This is a genomic window from Roseibium sediminis, from assembly GCF_008711325.1.
GTDB classification, from domain to species: domain Bacteria; phylum Pseudomonadota; class Alphaproteobacteria; order Rhizobiales; family Stappiaceae; genus Roseibium; species Roseibium sediminis.
In genome coordinates this window covers 25,556-47,573 of record NZ_VXDB01000006.1, presented here as the reverse complement: position 1 = coordinate 47,573, position 22,018 = coordinate 25,556, and the positions used below count along the sequence as shown (strand labels likewise).

At 55.0% G+C, this 22,018-nt stretch carries 23 protein-coding genes and 1 tRNA gene; 17 read left to right on the top strand and 7 right to left on the bottom strand.

Features of this window, described 5'->3' with window-relative positions; translation table 11 throughout:
• Positions 1 to 3: 3 nt before the first annotated feature.
• The 7 genes from fliN to F0155_RS07405 form a co-directional block, all read right to left on the bottom strand.
• A complete protein-coding gene (gene fliN / locus F0155_RS07435; protein WP_150523871.1) occupies positions 4 to 339 on the bottom strand; it encodes a flagellar motor switch protein FliN in 336 nt (111 codons plus the stop codon).
• Positions 336 to 1,043 carry a FliH/SctL family protein gene (locus F0155_RS07430; protein WP_150523870.1) on the bottom strand — a complete coding sequence of 236 codons (708 nt, stop codon included), beginning with the start codon at positions 1,041 to 1,043 and terminating at the stop codon, positions 336 to 338. The genes fliN and F0155_RS07430 overlap by 4 nt, the downstream gene beginning before the upstream one ends.
• A gap of 29 nt (positions 1,044 to 1,072) precedes the next feature.
• Positions 1,073 to 2,119, bottom strand: a complete 1,047-nt coding sequence (gene fliG, locus F0155_RS07425; protein WP_150523869.1) for a flagellar motor switch protein FliG — start codon at positions 2,117 to 2,119, stop codon at positions 1,073 to 1,075.
• Positions 2,119 to 3,735: a flagellar basal-body MS-ring/collar protein FliF gene (fliF, locus tag F0155_RS07420; protein ID WP_150523868.1), complete on the bottom strand. Its 1,617-nt coding sequence runs from the start codon at positions 3,733 to 3,735 to the stop codon at positions 2,119 to 2,121. The genes fliG and fliF overlap by 1 nt, the downstream gene beginning before the upstream one ends.
• Before the next feature lie 311 nt (positions 3,736 to 4,046).
• Complete coding sequence (gene sciP / locus F0155_RS07415) at positions 4,047 to 4,322, bottom strand: CtrA inhibitor SciP (protein ID WP_009759334.1); 276 nt, start codon at positions 4,320 to 4,322, stop codon at positions 4,047 to 4,049.
• Positions 4,323 to 4,611: 289 nt separating this feature from the next.
• On the bottom strand, positions 4,612 to 5,271 hold the full coding sequence (locus F0155_RS07410; RefSeq protein ID WP_150523867.1) for a flagellar hook assembly protein FlgD: 660 nt from the start codon (positions 5,269 to 5,271) through the stop codon (positions 4,612 to 4,614).
• Positions 5,272 to 5,323: 52 nt separating this feature from the next.
• Positions 5,324 to 7,297, bottom strand: coding sequence for a flagellar hook-length control protein FliK (locus tag F0155_RS07405; protein WP_150523866.1), 1,974 nt, complete (start codon positions 7,295 to 7,297; stop codon positions 5,324 to 5,326).
• A 334-nt stretch (positions 7,298 to 7,631) separates the two neighbouring features.
• Between F0155_RS07405 and mnmA the strand changes: the two genes are divergently transcribed.
• From mnmA to F0155_RS07320, 17 genes are all read left to right on the top strand, one after another.
• Complete coding sequence (gene mnmA / locus F0155_RS07400; RefSeq protein ID WP_150523865.1) at positions 7,632 to 8,804, top strand: tRNA 2-thiouridine(34) synthase MnmA; 1,173 nt, start codon at positions 7,632 to 7,634, stop codon at positions 8,802 to 8,804.
• A gap of 158 nt (positions 8,805 to 8,962) precedes the next feature.
• Positions 8,963 to 9,039: transfer RNA gene (locus F0155_RS07395), tRNA-Met, on the top strand.
• Between the two features lie 186 nt (positions 9,040 to 9,225).
• Entirely contained in the window at positions 9,226 to 10,464 is a 1,239-nt protein-coding gene (locus F0155_RS07390) for a tyrosine-type recombinase/integrase (protein ID WP_150523864.1), read from the top strand.
• 107 nt (positions 10,465 to 10,571) lie between these two features.
• A complete protein-coding gene (locus F0155_RS24105; RefSeq protein ID WP_150523863.1) occupies positions 10,572 to 10,838 on the top strand; it encodes a helix-turn-helix transcriptional regulator in 267 nt (88 codons plus the stop codon).
• Positions 10,835 to 11,470: a DUF1441 family protein gene (locus F0155_RS07380; protein WP_150523862.1), complete on the top strand. Its 636-nt coding sequence runs from the start codon at positions 10,835 to 10,837 to the stop codon at positions 11,468 to 11,470. Before F0155_RS24105 ends, F0155_RS07380 begins: the two co-directional genes overlap by 4 nt.
• Positions 11,471 to 11,521: 51 nt before the next feature.
• Positions 11,522 to 13,636 (top strand): terminase gpA endonuclease subunit, encoded by a 2,115-nt coding sequence (locus tag F0155_RS07375; protein WP_150523861.1) that lies wholly within the window; start codon positions 11,522 to 11,524, stop codon positions 13,634 to 13,636.
• Positions 13,637 to 13,712: 76 nt separating this feature from the next.
• On the top strand, positions 13,713 to 13,922 hold the full coding sequence (gpW, locus tag F0155_RS24100) for a gpW family head-tail joining protein (protein WP_150523860.1): 210 nt from the start codon (positions 13,713 to 13,715) through the stop codon (positions 13,920 to 13,922).
• On the top strand, positions 13,919 to 15,721 hold the full coding sequence (locus F0155_RS07365) for a phage portal protein (protein ID WP_150523859.1): 1,803 nt from the start codon (positions 13,919 to 13,921) through the stop codon (positions 15,719 to 15,721). Before gpW ends, F0155_RS07365 begins: the two co-directional genes overlap by 4 nt.
• Positions 15,714 to 17,006: a S49 family peptidase gene (locus F0155_RS07360; protein WP_150523858.1), complete on the top strand. Its 1,293-nt coding sequence runs from the start codon at positions 15,714 to 15,716 to the stop codon at positions 17,004 to 17,006. Before F0155_RS07365 ends, F0155_RS07360 begins: the two co-directional genes overlap by 8 nt.
• Before the next feature lie 43 nt (positions 17,007 to 17,049).
• Positions 17,050 to 17,466, top strand: coding sequence for a head decoration protein (locus F0155_RS07355; protein WP_150523857.1), 417 nt, complete (start codon positions 17,050 to 17,052; stop codon positions 17,464 to 17,466).
• A gap of 48 nt (positions 17,467 to 17,514) precedes the next feature.
• Positions 17,515 to 18,597, top strand: coding sequence for a major capsid protein (locus tag F0155_RS07350; RefSeq protein ID WP_150523856.1), 1,083 nt, complete (start codon positions 17,515 to 17,517; stop codon positions 18,595 to 18,597).
• A 54-nt stretch (positions 18,598 to 18,651) separates the two neighbouring features.
• Positions 18,652 to 19,005, top strand: a complete 354-nt coding sequence (locus F0155_RS07345; RefSeq protein WP_150523855.1) for a hypothetical protein — start codon at positions 18,652 to 18,654, stop codon at positions 19,003 to 19,005.
• Positions 19,006 to 19,052: 47 nt separating this feature from the next.
• Entirely contained in the window at positions 19,053 to 19,385 is a 333-nt protein-coding gene (locus F0155_RS07340; protein ID WP_150523854.1) for a hypothetical protein, read from the top strand.
• A complete protein-coding gene (locus F0155_RS07335; protein WP_150523853.1) occupies positions 19,378 to 19,956 on the top strand; it encodes a hypothetical protein in 579 nt (192 codons plus the stop codon). Before F0155_RS07340 ends, F0155_RS07335 begins: the two co-directional genes overlap by 8 nt.
• Positions 19,953 to 20,513, top strand: coding sequence for a hypothetical protein (locus tag F0155_RS07330; RefSeq protein WP_150523852.1), 561 nt, complete (start codon positions 19,953 to 19,955; stop codon positions 20,511 to 20,513). The genes F0155_RS07335 and F0155_RS07330 overlap by 4 nt, the downstream gene beginning before the upstream one ends.
• Before the next feature lie 45 nt (positions 20,514 to 20,558).
• Positions 20,559 to 21,335 (top strand): phage tail tube protein, encoded by a 777-nt coding sequence (locus F0155_RS07325; RefSeq protein WP_150523851.1) that lies wholly within the window; start codon positions 20,559 to 20,561, stop codon positions 21,333 to 21,335.
• Positions 21,336 to 21,349: 14 nt separating this feature from the next.
• Positions 21,350 to 21,832, top strand: a complete 483-nt coding sequence (locus tag F0155_RS07320; protein ID WP_150523850.1) for a phage pre-tape measure protein — start codon at positions 21,350 to 21,352, stop codon at positions 21,830 to 21,832.
• The last annotated feature ends 186 nt before the right edge of the window (positions 21,833 to 22,018 follow it).

The following is a 22,018-nucleotide window of genomic DNA, read 5'->3' as shown; positions in this document are numbered from 1 at the left end:
CCCTTACCGGTCCGTCTTGATGATTTCAGTCATGGTCACGCCAAGCTTGTCCTCGACAAGGACAACTTCGCCGCGGGCCACAAGCCTGTCATTGACGTAGATATCGATGGCTTCCCCGACCTTCCGGTCCAGTTCCAGAACTGTTCCGGACGCCAGTTTCAAAAGGTCGGACACATGCATCTTGGACGACCCGAGAACAGCGGAAATGCGAACCGGCACGTCAAAGACGGCTTCAAGATCACCCGCAGATTGCACGGGATGGCTATTTTCGTCGCTTTGTTTGGCAGTTGGAGCCTCGAGCTCGTCCAGCGGAATACCGCCTGCTTGTTCGTCACTCATGATGCTTCATCCTTTTGAGTGTCGGGTCCATCTGCGCTGCGTGCAGCCTTGCGTTCTCCGGCGCGCGCCAACAGATAGGACTTGATGCTTGCGTCAATTTCCTTTTCGAGAGCCTTCCGGTCCCGAATGATACCACCATCAGCCCATTCGATGTGGCAATCACCGCGGCCAATGTCAGGTTCTCCCAAGATCACGATACGTCCCTCAAACCCCTTCTCGTGAACAATGGGGTCAATCCGCTTCTTCAACGCATCGACATCCTTTTCATTGATCCGCAGCACAACATGCGGCGAGCGGCGAAGCGGGCCAAGGCATTCGGACAGGAGTGCGAGGATTTCAGTCATCGGCTGACGAGCGATCAGATGAGCGCACAGCCGACGTGCGACCATGAATGCCAAGCTGACAGCGTCCTGTTCCTGTGTCTTCTGCATCTCGTCAAGGGTCTGCAACACCCCCTGAATGGATGTGGTCAGCCGTCCGACTTCTTCGGTCAGGAGAGTATCCTGATGGCTCTGGTGATCCTTCAATGCGGCGATCCGCCCTTCCTCGAAGGCCCGCTCACGCGCCTTTTGCAGAAGCTGTTCGTGCTCGGCAACCGGGATCATCGGAATGACCGGCTCGGGCGGCGCGACAACCTCCGGCTCAGGCGGAGCGGAGAAATCGACATTGAACTGAAATTTCGAAGGACTGACCATCTTGCCCATAAATCTTGGAGGACTTTCCTCCTGCTCCGTTAGTAGATGATTTCGTCGTCACCCTTGGACTTCGAAATCATGATTTCACCCTTGGCTGCCAGATCCTTGGCCGTGTTCACCATGCCGGTCTGGGCGTCATCCACATCGCGCAAACGAACCGGGCCAAGAGCTTCCATGTCGTCTTGCAGCATCTTGGCAGCGCGCGAGGACATGTTGCCAAAGAAGAATTCTCTGGCCGCATCCGTGGATCCCTTGAGCGCGATAGCCAGCTGATCCTTTTCGACGTTCCGCAGAAGTGTCTGGCAGCTTGCCGCATCCAGCTTCATCAGATCGTCGAAGGTGAACATCAATGTCTTGATCCGGTCTGCAGCCTCGCGATTGTCCTCTTCAAGGGCCGCGAGGAACCGGGCTTCCGTCTGGCGATCAAAATTATTGAAGATATCCGCCATCATTTCGTGGCTATCGCGGCGGGACGTGTTGGTCAGGTTCGACATGAACTCAACGCGCAGCGTCTGTTCCACCTTCTCCAGAACTTCCTTTTGAACCGCATCCATCCGAAGCATGCGGCTGACAACCTCAAGCGCCAGTTCTTCCGGCAAGATGCCGAGAACACGCGCAGCATGGTCGGACTTGATCTTCGAAAGCACCACCGCGACCGTCTGCGGGTATTCGTTCTTCAGATAGTTGGCGAGAACATTCTCCTGAACGTTGGAGAGCTTTTCCCACATGTTACGTCCGGCCGGTCCGCGAATTTCCTCCATGATGATCGAAACACGATCACCAGGCAGGAAGTTGGCCAACAGCCGCTCGGTGGCGTCAACGTTGCCCGTCAGCGCGCCACGGGAACTGATGCGGCGCACGAAATCCTTGAACAGGTTCTCCAGCATGTTGGGCGTAACAGGCCCCAGATTGGCCATTGCTGCCGAAATCTGACGAATTTCGATCTCATCCAGCTGGTTCCAGATGGCCTTTCCGTGCTGCTCGCCGAGGGCCAGCAGGAGGACGGCAGCGCGCTCTGCGCCCTTGAGCTCACGCTCTTTCTCATCGGCACTGACCGTCAGCTGTTTTTGAAGTGCATCAGCCATCAAGCAGCCTCATCCAGCCATCCGCGAACGATCGTCACAGCTTCCGTCGGATGTTCGTCGATCATTTCACCAACCTTCTTGATCGAGTTGGCCTGAACGGCACCGGCTGCCTTGGCTTCTTCGAGCCACTCGATCTTCAGTTCTTCCTCTTCATCCCTGCTGTCCAGTGGCATTTCGGATTCTGCAATCAGGGTGCCATCAGGTCCGATCAGCAGAGCTTCAGGCTGACGCTCTTCCGGGGTCACGATCCGGCGCAGGAGTGGACGAACCACGAACAGGAGCAGCAGCAACGAGATCAACAGAAGGACACCAAGCTCGGCAAACCGCAAGATATCTTCCTTGGTAAACTCGAATAGCCCACTGGTATCCTCGCCGAGATCAGACTGCGGCGGTGCGGCGAACTGGAGATTGACGACCTCGACAAGGTCTCCACGGGTCTCATCGAAACCCACGGCTGAGCGAACCAGCACGGCAATCCGGTCAAGAGTTTCCTGGGTACGCGGCGTATAGACGACATCGCCGTTTTCATTCGGGCCGTAGGTTCCATCCACCAGAACCGCAACGGACAGACGCTGAACCCGGCCAGCCTCTACAATCTCTGTCTTTGTCGACTTGGAGATCTCGTAGTTGACGATTTCTTCCGTTGCAGAGGTTTCGTCCTTGTTGCCCTCGCCATTGGCGTTCTCGCCGCCATTTGGCAGCTCGTTGCCAACCGTCACCTGATTGTTGCGCTCAACACTGCTGGAAGCTTCTTCCTTACTCTGTGTAGAACGAACAACCTGCCCGTCCGGATCAAAGGTCTCGATGGTTTCAGTGGTGCGGTTGAAATCCACATCGGCAGCAACACGAACCCGCGAACGACCCGGACCGACAACGGAATTCAGGATTTCCTCGATCTGACCCTTCAGGCGGCTTTCGATGGAAAAGATGCGCTCCTGCAGGGAATTGCCGATCATGCCTTCTTCATCGCTCTCGGCGCCGGATGCCAGGAGACGACCGCTTTCATCGACGACAGACACGCTTTCCGGGCGCAGGCCTTCAACGGCAGTTGCCACCAGATGCTGAACTGCGCGGATTTCACCCGGCCCAAGGCTACCGCGAACATTCAGGACGATGGAAGCGGTCGGCGCGCGTTGGTCGCGCTGGAACAGCTGGCGCTCGGGAATAACCAGATGGACGCGAGCCTTCTTGATGCGATCAAGCGCGGAGATGGAGCGGGCAAGCTCACCTTCCAGCGCACGCAGGTGGTTCATGTTCTGAACAAAGCTTGTGGCACCCAGCGTATCGGACCGATCGAAGATCTCGTAGCCGATGGACCCACCGGTCGGAAGGCCGTCCTCTGCCAGCTGCATGCGCAGACGGGCCACTCGCTCTTTCGGCACCATGACAGTGGCACCGTCCCGGGCCAGTTCATAAGGAACACCAAGGCCTTCCAGCTGAGAAACGATGGCGCCGGAATCTTCAAGGGTCAGCTCCGAATAGAGCGTCGTCATCTGCGGCGCGGTTACCCGGAAAATGATGAATGCAAACACGCCAACAAGAATTGCCGCCACAGCACCCATCGCGGCAACCCGCGTAGGTCCCAGAGTTTTAATGAATTCGATAAGCCCGTTCACGAATGCCCGCCCGACTTGTCCTGTATCGCTCGCCACCTTCCAAAATGAGGAGATGACACCCGACGCATTAACCACTGGGCAAAATTTGCCGCTCAGAAGGTTAACAAGGCGTTAACGGATTTGAATGGAGATTTCGATAACGGCGGTTTTCTGCCAATCTCGTTTATGCAAAATGCAATTCGGGTGGGGAAAATTTGCCCACCTCGTTAACCCTTACAGGGAAATTCGGCGTTTGTGTGAACAGTGGACAAATCCAAAAAGGCCGGCACACGGCCAGCCTTCAAGAAACAATTGATACGGAAGTACCGCAATCAGTTGCGATACTGCTGAACCCGCGTTGCTCGCAATCCTGCCAGCCCGTGTTTTTCAATCGAGCTCTGCCACGAAAGAAATTCTTCGACTGTCAGGGTATAGCGACTGCATGCTTCCTCAAGGGACAGCAAACCGCCCCTGACAGCTGCAACAACTTCAGCTTTTCGCCGGATAACCCAACGCTTTGTTGAGGTTGGAGGTAAGTCTGCAATAGTAAGCGGACTACCATCCGGGCCGATGACATATTTTACACGCGAACGAATTTGTTCGGTCATTGTACTCTCACACTAACCATGACCAAGTTAGGTAGAGTGTAGGTTCAGCAACTTAAAATTTGGCTAAGCAGGCAAATACAATTCATTAACTATAAAAATTGAATAGAATGAATATTATTTACCACCCTCATCACCTGAGGGTCAAAATCATTAATAAAACTACGGAATTCTTTAACATGCGCAAAATCTCCTTGCAGAATGCAACCCGAAACGCGCAACGCAACAAAACGGCCCGCCAAAATCGACCATGGGGATTTTGACGGGGAAATTTTTTTTATTTTTTTTGATGTCAGGACGAGACGGCTCTAACCGTCTTCACAGCGCTCACAGGCACCGAAACATCGCCTATTTTCAGGAACGGTGTGTCAGAATTAAGGTCGAGACCGTCGACAACACCCTTGATCTCGACAGAAACGCCTTCAGAGTTCCCGTCTGCATCCTTCATGGAAAAGGCAATCGTGTAGCTTCCATCCGGCGCAGTTCCCCCGGCATTGTTTTTGCCGTCCCATGTATAGGTATGGGACCCGGCGCTCAGGTTTACCACCTTGTCGAACACAACATTGCCGGCACTGTCCTTGATTTCGACGGTTCCGCTGGCATCCTGCTTCAGATTGTATTTCCAGCTCGCACTTCCATCCGACAGGGCCGTGGTTCCACCGGCAGCCGTAATCTCGGAGCCGATGTAGTTTACATAGCTCGATGCCTGACCTGATTTGAAAGAGGCCACGAGATTTTCCAGATACTGGTTGGTCTGGATGGACTGTTCAACCGAAGAATACTGCACCAGCTGGTTCGTATACTCAGCCGAATCCAGCGGATCGAGCGGATCCTGGTTCTTCACCTGCGTGGTCAGAAGCGTCAGAAACAGCTCATAGTTGGAACTGAGCGTCTGGGAGGCGTTCGTGGTTCCCGTGGCCCCGGCAGACGTAGCGCTTGATACCTGTGTCATACTTTTCAAGTCCCGTTAGGCGCACTGAACATCAGGCGCGCTGCAGTCATCTCTATATGCGGACATCCAGTCCACCGGCCCGCGCGGTCAGGTTCAGGCGAACACCGGGGCCGAAATTGTCATCCTCAAGCGCAGGCTCGCGCGCAGGTCCGGATCCGTCCGATCCACGGTCCTGTGACTGGTCACGACCTTCGGAGAACTGGAAACCGGACGATCCCTGGTCTTTCAGCGAGAACTTCATGTTTTCGGAATCTGCCGTAAGACCAGCAGCTTCCAGTGCCCGCTCAAGACCACGCTGATCGCGCATGAAAAGGTCCAGCGTTTCCGGACGCTCCACAATCAAATGTGCGTGGACCTTGCCGTCGGCCGAAACTTTCATTTTCACATCGACACGGCCAAGCTCCGGCGGGTCGAACCGCATCTGGAAACGCGTATTGCCGTTTTGGAGGTTCCGGGCAATTTCACCGGCAACCTGCATGGCAACATGGCTGGACAGTACCTGCCCCGGGCGCACAGCTGTGTCAGCACGGGAGACGGAAACCACATCCCCGCCAGTCCCCGTCATGCGCATCATCGCATCCGGATCGACTTCAAATTCAAGCTCACCTTCTGGTTCGGCCAGAGCCTGACCGGAAGGGGCAACAGCAACAAGATCAGGCCCTGCGGCGCTTTGCTGCTGGACCGCACCTTCACGAGGCGCAGTCCCGGCAGCGGCAGGTCCTGTCTTTTTGGCTGCCGCCGCAGCGACGGGCTGCTCGCCCGGATCGACATCACCCTCAGTCACTTCGGAGACCGGAGCATCGTCAATGTCCGCGGGCAGCAGGCCTGTCTTGTCCTGCTGCAATGTCTTGGCCAGAACAGCCTGCTCTGAAGACGCCGCACTTTCAGCCGCACCTGTCACCAGAGGACTAACTGCGGCCTGCCCTTGTTGGGAAGACGAATTGCCTGCAGATGCACGCGCAGCAACTGTCAGCTCACCGGTGACTTCATCTGTTACCGGCGCCAGACCTTCCGCGTTTGGCGCGGCAAGTGTCAGATCGGATACCGGCGTCGCATCTTGTGCAGGAGCCGTCAGAACAGTCGGCAGAACCGTTGCAGGTGTTTCAACCAGTCTTGCAGTAGCCGGGGTCTGCCCCACAACGAGACTTGCAACGGACGCCCGCAATTCCTGAGGGAGACCGGATTGCCACTTCTTTGCCGTGACACCAAGGCCATTGCCCTGTCCTTGAACCTCGCGGCCAAGACGTGCGCCTTCACCGGACTGCTTGTCAGCGGTCGGCTTTTGCCCATCTGGCTGCAGCGCGGCCGCAGAAACAGCTGCCTGTTGTGACGCTTGTGCTGACTGGGAGCTTGCCAAAGATGCACTGCCGGTAACGGCACCGGACGGATTACCGGCGTTCAGCTTGCCCGCAATCGGAGCAGAAGAAGCAATGTTGTCTTCAACAATGGCAGAGGCCGCCGCGCTCAGCGCCGAGGAACCGGCATCATTTGCCGTGCTGCCAATTGGCAGGACAGAGCCCTCCGGTGAAAGGGCAGCAGGCTTGAGTATTCCCGGCTGAAAAGCATCAGCATCATTCGCCGCATCTACACCGGCGGCAGCGAGCAGCTCGCCATCTGGCGCTGCCCCGCTCGGAACAGGCGATGCTCCAGCCCCTTGCAGCAAGTCAGATGCGCCCTTGCCATTGCCAGAAAGGATCGGAACATCACCGCCATCCGGTAGCTGGGGCGCAAGCACACTATCCTGCGCCTGCCCATCACCCGCCCCGGTCAGGGAGAGACCGGTAGCAAAGGCAAACCGCACGGGAAGCGGCTGTGTCTGGGGACCAAACAGCTCGTAAGGAACATCCAGCGGCAGCTCACCGTTTTCCCCGGTCAGATCGGCATCGGGGTCAATGGCGGCATTGAGAACAGACGAAAACTGTCCCCCGCCCTGCCCGTCGGCAGTTCCATCCTTCAAGGAAAGGCTGGCACCTTCCATCTTTCCCGCCGCACCGACAGCGCTGAAGATCATGTCAAATGGCAGCACCGGTTACCCCTGTGTTTGCTGAGCGTTCCAAAGAACCGCTTACCTGTGAGCAAACAGCGGGCCAGTTTCAGATTTCTAATAAAATCATTCAATTTCAGACAGTTAAGCAGATGGACCTTTTACTGCATCGGCAAAACTCCCGGCAAGGACTGCCGCGACCCGGCAAGCTTTGCCCAGCGAAACCGGCAATGATTGGAATCTGCGACCGTCTCACATATATTGCGCCCAACAGTGAAAACCGCCGCCGCCTTGCAGGACCGCCTTTTAGGGTGAGGTGCGAGGAAAGCTCTCGTTGAACGGAGCGGAACGCGGCCCGACATCTTGGTGTTTGAGAATGCTGAACAGTCTGGATCTTCCCGGTCGCCCGGAAGACACCCGCGTGGTTGTTGCCATGTCCGGCGGCGTCGACAGTTCCGTTGTGGCCGCCCTCATGAAGGAGGAAGGCTACGAGGTCATTGGCGTCACGCTGCAGCTGTATGATCATGGCGCTGCCGTCAGCAAGGCAAAGTCCTGCTGTGCGGGCGTAGATATTCATGATGCCCGCCGTGCGGCAGAAAAGATCGGCATTCCGCATTATGTGCTCGATTATGAAAGCCGGTTCAAGGAACAGGTGATGGACCGCTTCGCAGACAGCTATATCGCGGGCGAAACCCCGATCCCCTGCGTGTCCTGCAACCAGACCGTCAAGTTCACCGACCTGCTCAAGACCGCCAAGGACCTTGGCGCGGATGTTCTGGCCACCGGCCACTATGTGCGCTCCCGTCCGCTCGGCAACAAGCGGGCGCTCTTCCGTCCGACCGATCTTGATCGCGACCAGAGCTATTTCCTCTTTGCCACCACGCAAGAGCAACTGGATTTCATCCGCTTTCCCCTGGGCGGACGGCCAAAGTCGGAAGTACGGCAGCTGGCGGAAAAATTCGGCCTGTCCGTTGCCAACAAGCCGGACAGTCAGGACATCTGCTTTGTGCCCAACGGCGACTATGCCGAAGTGATCCGCAAGCTGCGCCCCAATGCAGCGGAACCCGGCGACATCGTTCACATGGATGGCCGCGTGCTTGGCCAGCATGAGGGCATCATCCACTACACGGTTGGCCAGCGCCGCGGCCTCGGCGTTGCCACCGGCGAGCCGCTTTATGTCGTGCGCCTTGATGCGGACGCCAAGCGCGTCGTCGTCGGCCCGCGTGAAGCACTGACCACCCGCACGATTGTGCTGCGCGAAGTAAACTGGTTGGGCGACCTGCCTCTGGACGAAGGAGCCGAACTGGACCTTTTTGCCAAGGTGCGCTCCACCCGCCCGCCTGCCCCCGCGATCCTGCGCCACACGGCGGAGCGGACCACCGTCGAACTGGTCACCGGCGAAGCGGGCGTTGCCCCCGGTCAGGCCTGCGTCTTCTTTGACAGCGACGATGAAACCGCCCGCGTTCTCGGTGGCGGCTGGATCGCCAGAACAGAGCGCAGCGGCGATTGGGCCATCGACAAGACCGGCACGCCTGCTTCTGCCGCCTGATAATCCGCAGGGCGCGGCCATTGCGCGTGGATTTACACAGGCTTGCGGGCAAATGGCATTTTCCTATTGGAAGCTGCATTTGCCTGCTTGACGAGCCTGCCAACCATTACTATAAGCACCCCACATCGCGCGGCACCGACCAAGGTCGCCGGCCGGATGGCGGGGTAGCTCAGGTGGTTAGAGCAGCGGAATCATAATCCGCGTGTCGGGGGTTCGAGTCCCTCTCCCGCTACCACTTTGTTTTTTCGCCGCATCTCAAATCATTTCACCAAAGCTATTAACTCCTTGCTTTTCAATGATTTATTGAGTTTTTCGGTGTCGTTTCATTCCAGACGGGATCTTCGCGTCTCTCCACATCTCGGAAATATTGCGGTATCATTTGCGGTATCCGCCCAATTCCAGATTTAGCGATACCGTATATATGGCTGGCATAAATAAATTGTCTGACGTTGCGATCCGAAGGACCAAACCCTCGGAAACACCCCGCAAGATGAGTGACGGGGGAGGGCTCTACCTCTTTGTCAAACCAAACGGCTCTCGACTTTGGCGCTTCGATTACAAATTTTTGGGAAAGCGCAAAACACTGTCTATTGGGGAATACCCGCTTATCACGATGGCCAGGGCGCGGGACGAGCGCGATAAGGCGAAAAGACTGTTGGTGGACAACATCGACCCCTCAGAGTTTAAAAAGCGCTCACGTTCTGCCTCACTGGAAGAACCGGAAAATTCGTTCAAGTCACTGGCCGAAGAGTACTTGGATATACAGGAAGGAAACGGGACAGCGGCATCTACTCTCAGCCGGGACGCCCGATATTTGATGAGCTATGCTCGGCCATTACACAATCGCCCAATCCATGAAATATCAGCGGCTGAAGTCCTACAGATGCTAAAAGCCATTGAGAATGAAGGGAAACGTGAATCGGCACATCGAACATTAGGGAAAACCAAAGCGGTTTTCATGTTGGCGCTCGCTAAAGGTTTGATCGCGAATAATCCCACCGCCGACCTGCAGCTCGCTCTGAAGACACCGTTGCGGAGCAACTTCGCAGCCATCACAGACGAAAAGCAGTTCGGCACTTTGATAGACGCGGTACGAAACTACCAAGGCTGGCCGGCAACCCGATACTCGCTGTTGATACTTGCCTATACAGCGGCACGCCCAGGTGAGACGCGGAAAGCCCTAAAGACTGCAGTAGACCTTGATAACGGTGTTTGGACCATTCCCTTGGAAGTAAGCAAGATGCGGTCGAAAAAAGGGCGCCGCGAGCATCAGATATATCTGAGCAATCAAACATCCAAATTATTTCAAGAGGTATTCTCCCTTTACCCAGATTCAGAGTATATCTTCCCTCAAATCAGAAGAATGGACCGCTGCATCAGCGAAAACGCAATGAACGTTGCTCTTAGGCGCCTTGGCTACATGGGGTCAGAGCACGTGGCACATGGTTTCCGGTCATCGTTTTCAACGATCTTGAATGAACGAGGTTTTGACGGCGACCTTATCGAAAAAAGCCTTGATCACCAAGATTCCTCAGTCAGGGCGATATACAATCGATCAGAATATAAGACACTTCGGCGAAAGATCATGCAAGACTGGGCGGATCTGGTAAACGAACTTGCCTCCGCACCTAGGAAAAAAGACTATACCCACCTGCTCTGAGACGATCCGAGACAAAAACAGCCCCACCGATACGGCGGGCGTAAATTCAACTTGATACTGATTATATAATCATTTACTGTATATTTTATTGAATATTGGAGTCCCTAATGCCTCAAACAGAATGCCTTCCCATTCCAAAGTGCCTCTCTTTGGAAAGCGTACTCAAACAAACTCACATCTCGAGGGCTACCGTCTATCGCTTGATGAAACGAGGTGAATTCCCGAGCTCGCGAAAGATTGGCAATAGGACGGTTTGGCTACAGAGCGAGATTACCCATTTCATGAATAATCTTCCCTGCGCATACGGGACTTCCCCATCGACGCAAGCGTCAAATCAGAAAAACTATATGGGTCTTCTGGGGGTCGACGAATGACCTATCACCCCTTGCTAGGAATGGCAGAGCCTCCGGTTAAACCGCTGAGCAAAAACCAAACTGGTCGCGCAACAACTATTTCCGCTCCGCCCCCGAAGAAGGTGTCCCAAGTCAGCAATGCCGTCTCGATCACCTGGCTCAGCAAAGTATTCAGATTGCCACGATACAAGGTGATCTCCGCCTTGGTAGACTGCCCGGTCCTGAAGACCTCAAGTAACGGTGCCAAGCTTTACGACCTCGCCTCAGCGGCCAGATATTTGGTCGATCCGGTCACCGATCTGGATGCCTATCTTCAGACGATCAAGGCGAGCTCACTCCCGGAGAAACTGCGAGAAACTTTTTGGAACGCGAAGATCAAAGAAGCGAAATACCGCGTTATGGCCGGCGAACTCTGGCCGACCCAGCGGGTGATGGAGGTACTTTCCGAGACGTTCAAGACCCTCAAGAAAACCACCCAGCTCTGGGCGGACACAATTGAAGAGGATGCCGAGGCTTTGAGCATCAAACAGCGTGCCGTTCTGACAACCCTTGTCGATCGACTTCTTGATGAGATGCACACGAACCTGGTTAAGCAGGCCAACGAAAACGAGACCGAGAGCTACCTGAAAGACCTTGATGACGAAATCAATTGATGGCGGCAAACAAGTTCGACCATCGGGACAGCAATAGCAACAACAAGACCAATGTTTGATCAGTCGTTTGCCACTCTTGAAGAAATGGTTGTCGCTACAGCGGAGATGGTCCGGCCTACGGAGCGCCTGACTGTTTCTCAGGCTGCGTCCAAGTACCGCTATCTGGATAACCCCGGCTCCTATGTCGGTTATTGGCCCAACGAAAAGACGCCTTATCTGGTCGAACCTATGGACGTTCTGACCAGTCACGAATTCAATGAAATGATCTTTGTCGGTCCGGCTCGAACCGGGAAGTCTGACATGTTCTTCAATTGGCTGACATACACCGCAAAGTGCGATCCAGCCGATATGCTTTTTGTCGGGATGACGAAGGATGTTTCGCGCGATTGGTCCCTGGGCGATCTTGCAAAGGCGATAAGGCACACGAAGGCCTTGGGCGAGAAATTGCTCCCCGGGCGGAAGAACGACAACGTACATGACAAGTTTTTCACGAATGGCATGCGCCTACTCATCAAGTGGCCCACGATCACAGAGCTATCCGGCAAGACAGTCCCGCGCGTATGGCTTGCCGACTATGACCGGATGGAGGATGACATTGCGAAGGAAGGCCCTCCGTTTGATCTAGCCAAAAAAAGAACGCAAACGTACAAGCGCTTTGCCATGGCAGCAGCAGAGTCATCGCCTGGTCGCCCGGTACTGGACGCCAAGTGGGTCCGCAAGACACCACACGAGGCCCCGCCCACGAAGGGTATTTTGTCTTTGTACAACCGAGGCGACCGACGCCGCTGGTACTGGCGCTGCCTTCAATGCCGTGACGCCTTTGAGCCGCATTTTGGCTTGTTCTCCTACCCCAGCAGCAGTGACTTCATGGAAGCGGCGGAAGCCGTCACACTTGTTTGTCCGCATTGCGGCTACCCGCATCTTCCGGAACACAAAAAGGATCTTCAGGAGCTTAATCACAACGCACGCTGGATAAAGGACGGGCAGGTCTGGCTGCCCAACGGGAAAATAGAGGGAAAGCCGCGACGTACCGAAGGGGCCTCGTTTTATCTTCGCGGTCCAGCTGCTGCTTTCCAGGATTGGCAGTCACTCGTATTCAACTACCTGAACGCTATGGACGCATATGAGCGCACCGGCGACGAGACCCAGCTCAAGAAGACCATTACCGCCGACCAAGGCGATCCATACACGCCGAAAGCAATGGAAGGCGGCAGGCTCCCCGAGGATCTTAAGAACAGAGCGCAAAACTGGGGCGGCACAAAAGACAATCCGATCGTTCCCCCGGAAGTTCGCTTCCTCATAGCAACAATCGACGTGCAGGCGGGCAAGAGACCTTCCTTCGTAGTCCACGTTTACGGGATTTCTGAACGTGGTGACGTGTATCACATTGATATGTTCAAGATCCGAGAGTCCGAACGACTAGATGATGACGGCAAACCTCTCCCACTAAACCCGGCCACTCACGGAGAGGATTGGAAAGTCCTCATCAAGAACGTTATCGAAAAGTCATACCCGCTTGCCGGCAATCCGAACATGCGAATGTCAATCAAACTCACCGGATGTGATAGCGGCGGGGAAGCAGGCGTAACAACCAATGCTCTCAACTTCTGGCGTTCTTTGCGCGACGATAAGGAAGGAAGATCTTACCATATGCGGTTCCGTCTTTTGAAAGGCGAACCGAAGAAGGATACACCTCGTGTTCGCCTTGGTTACCCAGATGCAGAACGACGGGACAGAAACTCGGGCGCCCGAGGGGATGTACCCATGTTGTTCATCAATTCCAATCAGGTGAAAGACCTTGCATCAGGCATGCTCGATCGAAAAGATGCCGGCGAAATTTCCGATATATCAGTTTTCGGAATGGTTCACTTTCCGCATTGGGCAGAGGACTGGTTATACAGTCAGCTGACAACAGAAATCAGGACGGCCAAAGGCTGGGAAAATCCAAACAGCAAGCGCAACGAGGCGTTCGACCTGTTGTACTACTGCCTTGCATTGATCATTTATCATCCAATCAACATTGAACGACTGGATTGGTCCGATCCTCCTGGCTGGGCGGCGGAGTGGGACCAGAACGACCTAGTTTTCAAAGATGGCGATAAGCTTCCTTTTTCGTCCACAACGGTGACATACGATTTGGAGGCGCTTGCCAGAGATCTAGCCTAAAATTCCACTTATTATTTGATTTTCAATTATATGTAGAATATAGGATTGATATCCATGTTGGCAGCGGAACAACCGAATGACCCTAAAAGACAGGCTCCGTGAGGCTAAAGACGCCTTACACGCACTGAATACAGGCCAATCTGTTGTTGAGGTCACAGATCAGAGTGGTGATCGTGTCCGTTATCTAGCCGCAAATGCACACCGGCTACAGACCTACATCAACAATCTCAATAGTGAGATCAATGCTGACAATAACCCTGGTCCAATGAGGATCTGGGGCCGATGAATAAACAGGATCATTTGATTTCCGAACTACTGGGATTGTCTCCATCTGAAATACGAAGGAACGATCCAGTAGCTCCTGCGCCCCCGGGTCTAGGGGCACCTGGGGGCGCGGGCGATGAACTGGCAATTGCTGGTGATGCCTACGAAGGTGCCAGCATTCACAATCGCGAGCTCGCACTTTGGCAGCCCCCTTCGCGATCTGCGGATCGGGACATCATTCCCCAAAAAACCCGTGCCGATGCCAGAGTTCGCGATACCTACCGCAACGATGCTTATGTTCAGAGCGCCGCTCAGCAGCATCAGGACGGTATTGTCGGCCCTGAATTTGTCCTGAACAGCAAGCCGGAAACCAAAATCATTTTCGGCAAAGAAGATGAGAAGTGGGAGACCGAGTTTCAGGAGGAAATCGAAACTCGGTTCAAGCTTTGGGCGCAGTCCGATGACAAGTGGCCTGATGCTGGTCGACGCAACAGCTTTACCCAACTCATCAGGCAGGCGGTTGGATCATACCTGGTGACCGGCGAAGTCCTTGCGGTCGTCGAATGGGCACGTGAAGACCGAAACTTGCGGGCATTTAACACTTCTGTTCGGATGATCGATCTCGATCGGCTATCGACACCAACCAATAGAATGTCCGACAAGAACATCATCGCCGGTGTGCAAGTCGACAGGCGCCACATTCCCCAGGGGTACTGGATCCGACAAGCGCACCCTCGGGACATTGCGGACCCAAGAGCCTACCAATGGGAATTTGTCCCACGTCGAAAGCCGTGGGGGCGCGCACAGGCCATTCACCTTTTTGATCAGCGTCGTCCCAATCAGACTCGCGGAATTTCTGATGTTGTAGCAGGGCTCAAAGAACTGCGGCAAACGAAAGACTTCCGCGAAACCATGCTGCAGAACGCTGTGGTTCAGGCAACCTATGCTGCGTCCGTTGAATCTGATTTGGATACCAACGCAATCTTTCAGCGCTTGGGCGGCGGCAACCTTGGTGAAGGGACCGCCTTTGAGAATTCGATTGCACAATACATTGGGGCTCACCTAAGCGCCGTCAGCAAGTACATGAAAGGCTCCGACCAATTCCAGATTGGCGGCGTGAGGATTCCGCACCTTCCTCCGGGCTCAAAATTGCAACTGCGCCCAGCAGGGCAAGGGGGACCTCTCGGAACTGATTTTGAGAAATCCTTGCTGCGCTATCTCTCCGCTGCAACCAGCTTGTCTTACGAGCAGCTGTCGAGAGATTTCAGTGAGACCAACTACGCTTCGTTCCGCGGGGCGATGAATGAAACTTGGAAGTTCATGAATGGCCGCAAGGCCCTCGTCGCTGACAACTTTGCAAGTTTCATATTCAGGCTGTGGCTTGAGGAAGGGCTAAACCGCGCAGCGTTTGAGTCCATGCCGCGGAAATTCAAGAACCCCGATAACATGGGGTGGCTGTATCAACCGCAAATCCTGGACGCGATCGCTGCTTGTGACTGGATCGGAGCTTCCCGCGGGCAGATCGACGAGCTGAAGGAAACCCAGGCATCAGCTCTACGCCGCAAGAACACGCTGACGACAGACGAAGATGAACTCGCTCGTCTCGGGAAGGACTATCGACGTGTTTATCGCCAGCGTCGACGCGAAAAATTGCTGCGCGACAAACTCGAAATCGAGGACGAAAGCGATCTGTCAGCCACCAACATGATGAATGCCGCAAGTGGGGCAGAACGTGAGGCTCCGGATGAGCGAAATGAAGACAAAGAGGCCGACAACAAGGACGCCCGCACCGATCAATTGGAGCCAGTTGTCAATGTCTAATCCGTTCCTGACTTCATTTGATAAGCAGGCAGTTTTGGTGGCCCCGGGCCAGGAAAAGATTGTCGAATCCAATCTGCATCAAGCCCATCGCCAATACGAAGCGCTGCTTGTCGCCGAGGTCAATGCCGCAGGACCTGCACAGGATGATTTCTGGTTCACCGAGGATGACTGGCGTTCGGTTTATCGACCGTACATCGTCCGCGATGGCATCCTACAAATTCAGGTAAAAGGCGTGCTTTTGCATGATTTCCCTTACCAGTTTGGATCTTGGGCAACCGGATATGACTACATCTGGCGGGCTTTCAAGCGGGGGCAGGAAGACGAGAATGTCAAAGGGGTCGCCCTGATTGCGAATACCCCGGGAGGTACTGTCGCCGGGTGTTTCGATCTCGTCGACAAGATGTATGGCTACGCCAATAGGAAACCACTCAAAGCCTTCGCGAACGAACATGCATTTTCGGCAGGCTATGCCGTCGCTTCAGCGGCAGACAAAATTAGTGTGTCCCGCACCGGCGCTGTCGGATCCATCGGTGTTGTGACGGCCCATGTCGACGTGAGCAAGATGCTGGACGAGATCGGCTACAAGGTCACATTCATTCATTTCGGAAAGCACAAAGTAGACGGCAACTCGTATGGGCCGCTGTCTGCCGAAGTGAAGGCCGACATCCAAGCACGGATCGACGAACTCGGGGAGATATTCGTCAGCACCGTCGCCCGTAATCGTGGCATCAGCAAAGAGGCTGTTCGGTCAACCGAAGCCCAAGTTTTTGGTGCCACCCAAGCAGTGTCGAACGGGTTGGCCGATGAGATCGGTACGCTTGACGACGCCGTGGCCGCATTCGCGGCAGAACTGTCCCTTGATGAAGAGGATGAACAAATGTCTGGACAGAACAAAAATCCGGCAGTCGATCAGGCTGCTGAAAATGCCGAGGCGATCGAGAGCGCCCGAACAGAAGCCCACAAGGCCGGGTTCGCTGAAGGGGCGTCCGCAGAGCGTGAGCGCATCAGCGGGATTATCGGCTGCGATGAGGCAAAGAGCCGCCCGCGGGCTGCCATGAGCGCGGCTCTGAAGACGGACATGTCCCTGGACGCAGCCAAGGCGTTTCTTTCCGACCTTGAAGAAGAGGGCGGTGCCCGGGCGTCCGGCCAAACCCCGTTCGAACAAGCCATGGATCGCGATCAGAACCCTGATCTCGGAACACCTGGTGAAGGTGACACACCAAAAGGCCAACGCGCGGAACGCGCCTTCGCACTTCTCGGCAAGTCCAAGAAGGCCGCAGGCTGAGTTTTCCGCAATCCAAAATTCAACTAATTGAGGAATTTTCGAGATGGTGAATATCCCTGACACTTCCCAAACTGCCGGCATCCCGTCTCAGTGGGAAGATACTATCAATCCGGTTATCCCCGGCCTCTTCACCGGTGATACCCCTTCCCCCTTGACGCAGGACTTGTTGGTAGCTGCCGGACAGACGCTCGCAGCGCTGACCGTGATGGGCTTCAATGGCAGCAAAGAGCTCGTGCCGGCTGTCGACGGCACCATAGCACCTGTCGCCATCCTGCTTGCTGCAATCGATACCTCGGCGGGTGCGAAGGGCGCTCCCACCTATCGCCAAGGATGTTTCAATCCCGACCTGCTCAAATGGGATGCATCCTACGACACGGACGCAAAGAAGTTTGCGGCATTCGAGGGTAGCCCAACTCCAACAAACATCATCATTCGCAAGGTGAAATCCGGATCGCTCTAAGGGGGCAGATTTCGCCTGCTTTTGAATTCACTCAATTAGGAGACAGCTATGTCGCTTGAACTTTGGACCAGCGGAGAACTTTACGACGTTCTCCGTGACGATCGAATGGATCCGATTCCATCCTGGTGGCTGGATACATTTTTCACGGAAACCCATTATTCCGACGACAAGGAAATCTTGTTTGCCAACCTTCCGATGGCTGATCGTCGTCTTGCGCCGTTCGTCCTGCCGACGGAACAAGGGAAGCCGATTTTCCGGACCAAGGGCGAAAAGGTCAAATCCTTCCTGCCCCCGTACATCAAACCAAAGGACGCAGTTCGCGCGGTTGACGCTCGGAACCTGCGCCCGAGCGAAGTCATGCCGGGTGGACAACGGCTGACCCTGCAGGAACGATTTGATGCACGCGTCATTGAGGTGATTGACTATCATCGTCGGTCCATCAAAATTCGCGAAGCCTTCATGGCATCCAAGGCGATTATCGACGGCAAGATCTCCGTCAAATATGATCGCGATCAGGGCGCTGCGTTCCCGGAGGTCACCATTGACTTTGGCCGCGACCCCAATCTTACCGTGGTACTGGCCGGGGCAAACTGGAATGACCCAGCCTATGACATCATTGGTGACCTGAATGCCTGGTCGGCGCTGATGTATGGCGCTGAGCGAGGCGGACTACCGGTCCGACTTGTGCTCGGTTTCCAGGCGGCGGCAGCCTTCATGAAGAACGAAGGCATCAAGGAACTGTTGAACACCGACTATCGCGGTGGCGAGGGCACGAGCTTCAAACGAGGTCTGCTCAACATCAACGATCCGATGACCCACCTCGGAACGCTTTCCGGGACAAACCAGTCTCTCGAAGTTTGGACCTTCCGGGATCAGGTCGAGGATGAAGACGGCAATCTGATCGAAATTCTCGATCCGAAAGATGCGGTCCTCATCGCACCTGGCACACGTGGTGTGCGTTGTTACGGCGCCATCTACGACGCAGAGGCCATGCAGGAACCGACACCTATCGATATATTCCCCAAAATGTGGATTTCGAAAGATCCCGGCGATGTTTGGTTGATGCACCAGTCTTCTCCGCTGCCGGTGAACATCGAACCGAACAAGACCCTCAAAGCGACGGTCGTTTAACGGGGAGTTCCGGCTCCCCCTGCCCCTCCAACATCGAAGATCAGGAGTTTCATCATGTTTGCTTTCACTTTGAACCGCGTCCAGATGCGCAAAGACGGAGGGTCAGTTATCGTGCCGGCCCACACCGTCAAGGCCATGGACGACACGACTTTCAGTAAGCTGAAAAAACTGGGTGCCGTCCGCGCGGCAACTGAGGACGAAATCACAATCTTCAAGTCCGGAAATCCCGTTACAACAGATGTAACCGTGGCCGACAATGACGATACCACCGCTGGTTCGGATACGGCAGCCGACAGCACTCCACCTCCATCCGGAGCGAAGGGTGACCCTGCCCCCGGTCAAGCGGCAAAGGGTGCGAAGTCGTCAAAGTCATCCAACAAGACATCCGAGGATGACGAAGACATCTGATGCCGACATTTCGGGACATCAAGAGAAAAGCCCGTCGGGACGTTCACATGAAACTGAATGTCCCGGCAGTGCTCATTCCAAAGAACGGTGACACGCCTATTCTGGTGGACACTCGTTTACACGTCGACTTTCCCGCGCTTGGTGATCAGCAGGGCACCAACTTTCACTATGCTGAGCGGGAAGACTTTACGCCGAAGATCATTTTTCTCAAAGAGCAGGTCATCCCGGAACGCGGCGACATTGTTTCCGTCGGCGACGGAGAAGCCTATCTGATCGACCTACGCAAGCCCGCTGACGACCTTTTCGTGACGGCCTTCGTTTCTCCCTTGCCGGCAGAAGATGCGGAAGGCCTCCCTATTCCGGAGGACTGCGATGGGTGACACCTATGCCGTTGCCATCGAGGGCCTTTCCGGACTGAGGTCTTTCGACAAGATCCCCGAGAACATCCGACTGGCAGCGCAACGCGCCGTGAACAAGACCACTCAGCGAGCAGTTCCGCTTAGCGCTCGCGAGATGGAGCGCCAAGTCATGTTTCCACGCGGCTACCTTTCGGGACAAGGCAACAGGCTAAGCGTAACAAAGAAGGCAAGCGGTAACGATTTGGAAGGTCGAGTTACCGGGCGTGACAGGCCAACTTCATTGGCTCGTTTTATCAGAGGTGGAGCCCGCCCGGGGGACCGCGGTGTTACTGTCGAAGTGAAGCCCGGGGTGGCGCGCTTCATGCCTTCCGCATTCGTCATGAAACTCAGGAATCAGAACCTGGGCCTCGCTGTCAGAACCAGAAACGGTCGTCCACCATCGATGGGCGCAAAGCAAATTGGCCCGAACCTATATCTGCTCTATGGCCCTTCGGTTGATCAGGTGTTCGTGGACGTGCGGAACGCGGTTCGCGGAGATCTCGAAACCCTTCTGGAACGTGAATTCGAAAGACTGCTGGACCTTAACCTATGACGCCTCCTTTCCTATATGAAGATCCTTTTCGGCTGCGGGTGCTTAAGGCGCTGAGCGCAAGTCTGAAGTCAATAACCGTGGCGAACGGCTACAAAACTGATCTCGGTGATGCTGTTTTCCGAGGTCGGGACCTATTTGGTGACGGCGATCCCGTACCAATGCTTTCTATCCTGGAGAAGCCTCTTCCCGAGGACTTCGGACCTCGACCTGCCGGGTCGGTGGCCGGTAAAATTGCATGGTCATTGATCGTGCAGGGCTTTGTTCGTGACGACAAGGAAAACCCGACCGATCCCGCCCATTTCCTACTGGCAGATGTAAAAAGGTGCCTTGCCGCCCAGCAGTCCCGGACCGCCCCCGGGACACTTGGAATGGCCGATCCGCTCGGGATGGGGGTCGCCCAACAAACAGGCGGCAGATCAGCAGGTAATTCCGTGCAGGAAATCTTGATTGGCCCCGGGATTGTGCGTCCCCCCGAGGCCTTTGTATCGACCAAAGCTTACTTCTGGTTGGATATCACTTTGATGATCACGGAGGACGCAACAAACCCTTTCCTTTAAACGAAAATTCCTCTAATAGTGGAATATTCAAAACGGAGTGGAATTATGGCAGAGCGCAATTACACGGTTGGCCGTGGCGAAGTGCATTTCGCCCCTTTCTTGACGGGGACACAGAAAATTGCCGGGTATCGCTACCTCGGTAACACCCCTGAATTCAGTCTCAACTTTGAGTCTGAAACACTCGATCACTACAACAGTGACCGAGGCATTCGGGAAAAGGATGAATCCGTTACCATGGAAGTGGCACGGAGTGGCACCCTGACCGCCGACGATATCATGGCGAAGAACCTCGCTTTGTTCCTGTTTGGCACTGCCGAAACGGTGTCCGTAGCAGGCGCCGTGGCAGCAACTGAAACTATCTCGTCAGTGAAACTCGGCGACAGTTATGCTCTCGGCGTAACTGACAGCAACCCGGTCGGCGTTCTCTCCCTGAGCAACCTTGTCGTGAAGAATGAGGCCGGGACCACAACATATGCCGCTGGAACCGACTATTTGTTCACACCGTCAACAGCCCTGCTGACATTCCTCGACGAAGGCAGCATCAACGATGGGGATAATGTCGAGCTCTCCTACGATGTGAACAGTCACAATTACGAGTCCATCACATCCGGTTCAGAACCGATCCAGGGTGCCCTGAAGTTCATCACTTACAACCCCGTCGGCAAAAAATTCGACTGGCTGTTTCCTTATGTGAAGGTTCACCCAAATGGGGATCTGAACCTCAAGGGTGACGAATGGCAGACACTTCCGTTCAGTTTTGACGTGCTCCGCAAGAGTGGGCTCGAAGCAGTCTACGTGAACGGCGCACCCTACACCCCCTAACTTGAGGTTCACAAATGCCCCTACAGTATACCCCTATAACTGAGCGCATCACATTCGGCGGAGACAACTTTATCGAGTTGCGCGGTCTCAATGAGCAGGATTTGACATCGCTGTTCCGTGCTCATCAAGAAACAGTCACAGACCTTTTTGATCGTTTCGTTGGACGGTCCCCGGACACCATAACGGAAGACGACGTTGACGGTCTGGCACTCAAGCTCGCCGTCGCATTTCCGGCGATCGTCAATCATGTGATTGCGGCAAGTGCGGATGTCCCCAACCAGGTTGATGAAGTGGGTAAGCTTCCCCTCGATGTGAAGGTCGCATCGCTTGAGAAGATCGCCACACTCACCTTCGCGATGAGCGGTGGCGCAAAAAACTTCGTCGAGATGGTGACACGCATGGGAGAAGGCATGACCCATCTCGTAGAACAAGTAAGCTCCCACCTCCCGACTTTGAAGAATGGATCTATGGCATCCGAGGACAAATCAGTCAGCTGAGGGAGTTCGGACACCACCATCCGGAACTCTATCCGATCCGAAAGGTTTGGGAGGAAAATCAACATATTGTTGATCGCATCAACCGCCGCCTCGCTACTGAAGCAACTCTGCTCCATAGCGCAATCAACACCGGGATTGCGGCTTTTAGCCGGGATGGGGGCCGTGCCGCCAGGAAACAGTTCACTG